The sequence below is a fragment of the Mesorhizobium sp. M7A.F.Ca.US.005.03.2.1 genome (assembly GCF_003997795.1).
Taxonomy (GTDB): domain Bacteria; phylum Pseudomonadota; class Alphaproteobacteria; order Rhizobiales; family Rhizobiaceae; genus Mesorhizobium; species Mesorhizobium ciceri.
The window spans coordinates 1-4,700 of the sequence record NZ_RZRP01000499.1 but is presented as its reverse complement, the minus strand read 5'-3'; the positions used below and the strand labels follow the sequence as shown (position 1 = coordinate 4,700).

General features: G+C 57.8%; 5 protein-coding genes. 3 read left to right on the top strand and 2 right to left on the bottom strand.

Annotated elements, in window-relative coordinates; all coding sequences use genetic code 11:
- Positions 1-272 (bottom strand): PAS domain S-box protein (locus EN991_RS23995; protein ID WP_245461062.1); only part of this gene is annotated, 272 nt, incomplete at its 3' end.
- Positions 273-521: 249 nt separating this feature from the next.
- On the opposite strand from EN991_RS23995, the gene EN991_RS23990 reads away from it, so the two are divergent.
- From EN991_RS23990 to EN991_RS41070, 3 genes are all read left to right on the top strand, one after another.
- Positions 522-1,961: an ATPase domain-containing protein gene (locus EN991_RS23990; RefSeq protein WP_013525068.1), complete on the top strand. Its 1,440-nt coding sequence runs from the start codon at positions 522-524 to the stop codon at positions 1,959-1,961.
- The gene (locus tag EN991_RS23985) at positions 1,958-3,013 is read left to right on the top strand and encodes a sensor histidine kinase (RefSeq protein WP_127369690.1); all 1,056 of its coding nucleotides are present in this window, start codon (positions 1,958-1,960) and stop codon (positions 3,011-3,013) included. Before EN991_RS23990 ends, EN991_RS23985 begins: the two co-directional genes overlap by 4 nt.
- A 395-nt stretch (positions 3,014-3,408) precedes the next feature.
- Positions 3,409-4,044 carry a hypothetical protein gene (locus tag EN991_RS41070; RefSeq protein WP_245461061.1) on the top strand — a complete coding sequence of 212 codons (636 nt, stop codon included), beginning with the start codon at positions 3,409-3,411 and terminating at the stop codon, positions 4,042-4,044.
- Positions 4,045-4,223: 179 nt separating this feature from the next.
- Here EN991_RS41070 and EN991_RS23970 read toward each other — a convergent pair.
- The coding region (locus EN991_RS23970; RefSeq protein WP_281058809.1) for a plasmid partitioning protein RepB C-terminal domain-containing protein at positions 4,224-4,700 on the bottom strand (477 nt) is incomplete at its 5' end.

The following is a 4,700-nucleotide window of genomic DNA, read 5'->3' as shown; positions in this document are numbered from 1 at the left end:
CTCCAGCCCTCGGTCTCAAATTTGCCATCGCGGGCTGCTGTCTCCAGAGTCCGCGATGGAAGACCAGCTTCGCGATCCTCCTCCGTGTAGAAGCACGAGAAATGCTGACCGATGATCTCGCTCGCGGAATAGCCTTTGAACCGCTCGGCCCCCGCGTTCCAACTCGTCACGGTTCCCGAACGGTCCAACATATAGATCGCATAATCAGTAACGGCCTCGACGAGAACGCGGTAGCGATCCTCATCGGCTTTATCGACGGTCCCTTGAATCATACCCCATCCGTTCATTTGTTAACTCTGTGAAACTGCTGGCGTCTTGGATGGTTCCACAGACGATGGGACGCGCTGTGGCACAGGCCGTGACTGCCGTGGCCTGCAACGAGCTACTTGCCTGACGGGGGCGCGGCCGTTACAGAAATTGGAATTTCAGATACCGGGCCGGGCCGCCGATCGCTCCACCCAGTTCTACTTCGAACCTGTGATACTGGCGGCTTGCGATTCCTGTTTGGAGACGATGGCGGAATGACCGAGCGAAAGAAGCAGCCCGTTGTAAGTTCCGGCATTGCCGGCTTGGACGAAATTCTTCGCGGTGGATTGCCCGCTTCAAATTTCTACATCGTGCAAGGCGATCCAGGCGCAGGCAAGACGACCGCGGCGTTGCAATTCCTGCGCGCTGGTGTGGCAGCCGGTGAACGCTGCATCTATGTCAGCCTTTCGCAAACCGCCGCCGAACTGCAAGCGATTGCGTCCTCACACGGCTGGACGCTTGATGGCATCCGCGTTGAGGAATTGTCCGCTTCGGAGACCTTGAGCGGAGCGGCCGATCAGACGATATTCCAGACTGCGGACCTTCGATTGGATGAGACGCGCAAGGCGATTGAACGCGCGATTGAAGAACACAAGCCACACAGGCTTGTTTATGACTCGCTGCTCGAGATCCGGCTGATTACCGGCGACACACCGAGGTTCCGGCGCGAGCTGATTGGTTTCAAGGCCTTCCTGGCCAAGCGGGGCATTGTGGCAGTGTTGCTCGACACCCAGACCAGCGGAGGCGATCACAATGGCGAGGAAATCGAGGGCATTGCCCACGGCGTGATCCGGCTTGATAAATCTCTCGAGGATTACGGCGGCGTGCGCCGGCGTGTTGAAGTCAGCAAAATGCGCGGCGTGCCGTTTGCAGACGGTTATCACGATATGGCCATTCGCGAGGGTGAAGGCGTTGTGGTGTTTCCGAGGATTGTGCCCGGGTCGCCTGCCGAAGTGACCAAGCCGCAACTGATCAAATCAGGGGTAGCCGCTCTCGACGAGATGTTCGGCGGCGGCCAGGAATCGGGAACCATAACGCTCGTGATTGGTCAGTCGGGGACAGGCAAGTCGACGATGTCGTCGCTTTACGCCACTGCCGCGCTTCAACGGAGCGAGAGCGTGGCCCTGTTCCTGTTTGAGGAGCGGCTGGAGACTTTCTTTCGCCGGTCCGAAGGCCTTGGGATGGATCTTCGGCAGTTCTACAAGGACGGCCAACTCGTCATCTACGATTTTAGTCCGAACGAAATCTCGCCCGGAGAGTTCGGCCAGATTGTGCAGCAAGTCGTCAGTCGCAACAATACCCGGGTAGTCGTGATTGACAGCTTCACCGGCTATCTGAATTCTCTTCCCCACCGGGAAAAGGCGGTGCTGGACATCCAGTCTCTCCTGAAACATCTCGCTCGCGCTGACGTGCTAACCATGCTCATTGTCGCCCAGCATGGTTTGCTCGGGCAGAATGTTGGGATCGACGTGGACGTCAGTTTTCTCGGCGACACCGTGCTTCTGCTGCGCATGTCCGAGCATGAAGGCCGCCTTAGGCGCAATATCACGGTTGTCAAGAAACGCCACGGTCCCCACGATCTCGATGTCCGGGAACTTTTCATCGCGAGTTCCGGCGTTTCCGTGGTTGCCTACAATCCTCTGCCCGAGACGTGAGCGACGTCGAGCGAAACGGGCTGGGAACACTGGATTGGGTGCTCATTTTGGCGCCTTACCGCAAGGATGCCGGTTACACCGCCTCCCTGCTGCAGGAACGTGGTTTACGGGCTCGAGCGGCGAGCCCCGAGGACTTAGAGGGATTGCTTGCACTGTCTCCTGGAGTGCTGGTTGTCACCCACGAAGCCTTGAATCCTCAGGCGATCGCAACAGTTGAAGGTTTCCTTCAGGCGCAGCCCAATTGGTCGGAAATTCCAATCGTTGTTTTGTTGGACCGTGGGGCACAGCAGTCACGCATCCAAGCGGCGCTGAGTGCTGCCTGGCCACGTTCGCGCCAGATATACTATCAGCGTCCAGTGGCTGCGCTCGAACTGATAAGCGGAATCCAGTCGGCACTCCTCACCAGAATTCGCCAGCGCGACGTGCGTGACTATCTTGAGCGGGAGACGGAACTCCGCCTTGAGCTAAATCATCGAGTGAAAAACATCCTGGCGACCGTCATATCCATCTTCGATATGACCAGGCGCGGTGCGATCTCGGCAGAAGGGCTTGCAGAAGACTTCAAAGGGCGATTGAGAGCCTTGTCGGATGTTCATTCTGCAGTTTTTGCTGCCGGTGGCGAGACCGTGGCCTTGACGGATGTCGCAAAATCGGTCCTCGCGCCATACCTTTCCAAGAAACAAGCTGCCATCACGATCGACGGACCCGAGGTGCTGCTGTCGCGCGATGCCGGCACAACTCTTGCCCTCTCACTTCATGAACTAGCGACAAACGCCATCAAATATGGCGGCTTGTCCCGTCCCGAAGGCAGAATACGCCTGGAATGGAATATAGCGTCGAGCTCGGAACCAGTGCTGGCGTTGAGATGGACCGAAGCAGGAGGACCAACGGTAGTCGAGCCCTCGCGAGTGGGATATGGGACACGCTATATGCGCGCTGCCTTGACGAGCCTGTTCGGACAGCCTCCGGATCTCGACTTTGCGCCGGAGGGGCTGCGTTTCTCGATTTGCGGCCTAATCTCCCGCCTTGCACCCGATGAACGGCTAGGCTGATCGCGGCAGCGCCCTGTGGACCGCCTGGAAATCACATAATCGCATTGTCAGGCGGGCGCCCGCCTTGATCCGTCGTCGAAGAGATCCTGAAGTTTCTGGTTCGGCATCGGTCAGGAAAGTAAAAAGCCTTGTAGCTGGTCGCAGCCAGCTTGCGCGGGCATTCCGTCGGACGCTGGGAGAGCGTGCTTTCCGTAAACTCCAAACCGAGCCGCCGCGGATCCATTTGCGTTTCCAACAAGATGCCGACACTTTCGTGGCAAAGCTCGGATTGTTCAGTTGCAATCCGATACGTTCACTGCCAGGTCTCGATCGGCCAATGCACCCGGTCTAGGCCAGCGTGCGAGGGCTTCGACGCCCGTCATACTGTTGGTGTCGGCGGCGTAAAGCGACTGATAATGCACCCGGATTTGGCCAGGCGTTTGCAGCTCCTCGCGCAGGTCCAGTTCGAGACCCTTACGCTTGGCCAGCGTCTGATCCCTCTCATGCCGCTGCAACCTTCAACTCGAAATAGCGACGTTCGGGAAAGAAGATCCGCTTTCGGCAGTCAGGACAATGCCCCTGTGTCAAATTCGATTGCCCGCCCAACTCGGGTTTCCTGTGTGAAATGGCCACGGCAGGATTGCCGGCTGCTCCCGCGCGCCCATAGTCGCATCATGAATGCGCAGTACGTTGAACTCGTCTTGTTTGAACAGTCGCTGTCAAATCTAGGCTGCATGAATCGCCCGTTTTCCGAACGGGTGGAAGACGCGGCAGAAAAGACTGCCGGCTCGGTACTGTTCGACGTCCGTGTCGATGGCGACCGGCGATTTCAAAGAATTGCGGCGATCGGATACGGTGCGGACGGCACCGTTGCAATCGCTATGGGCAATGACGGACACCTTGTTTCGGCGCCCATCGATGGAGGCGAGGCCTTGGTTACCGAAATAGCGGCCTGGTGCTCGCTGAGCATGGCCGAGCAGTCATCTATCAGCTACAACGATGCCCCTACCAGACTCCTGGGATATCTGCGAAAGGCCGGCATCCTCGATTGAAACGGCCGCGCAGGCGGCAAGCAGTTGCCGTCGATTGGCGCGGCCGTAATCAGGGCGCGCCGAGTTAAGGTGGCTATCAAAATCTTTTTTCGCAAATAAGCGGCAAGGAGTGCTCATCGGCCGATTGCCGACCGTATCGGCGGGAATGCCTCTTCGCAGAGACTAGCTAGACAGGTGGTTCAGCCAGCAACGGCCATCTTCTGAAATTCCGAGAGAATCTCCGGGAAATTCTGCGCGAGATATCGAACGACACGCGCGTTCTCCAGCAACCGGCCGACATACCCCCTGGCCACCACCAGATCCAGGTGGTCGGATCCGTAGCTCTCCTCGACAAGCTGGTATTCCTTATCGAGTTTGGTTGATTCGTTCTCCATCAATGCGATCTGAGCATCGCTCAGTCCGGCTAGCTTTTTCGGCTGCGACGTATTGGCAAGCTGTGAGGGCGCGGTCGCGCCGACCAGCGACTTTGCGTAGTTGATGGAGAACTTGTTCATGGCGATCATCAGTTGCGCCGCCTCGATCTGACGCACGGCTGCCAGCTTTCGCAGTTCGATAAACGTGTTGGTCGGAACGAAGCGGTCCTTGAGCATGTCGATCGCTTCCGGGCATATCCCTTTTAGCAGATGCTTTTTGAGCCTGATTTGGCCGATGTTGAC

What these genes read in the sequence shown, in the direction of transcription:
- EN991_RS23990 (WP_013525068.1), top strand. Translation starts at nt 522, where the DNA reads ATGACCGAGCGAAAGAAGCAGCCCGTTGTAAGTTCCGGCATTGCCGGC.
- EN991_RS41070 (WP_245461061.1), top strand. Translation starts at nt 3,409, where the DNA reads ATGCACCCGGATTTGGCCAGGCGTTTGCAGCTCCTCGCGCAGGTCCAG.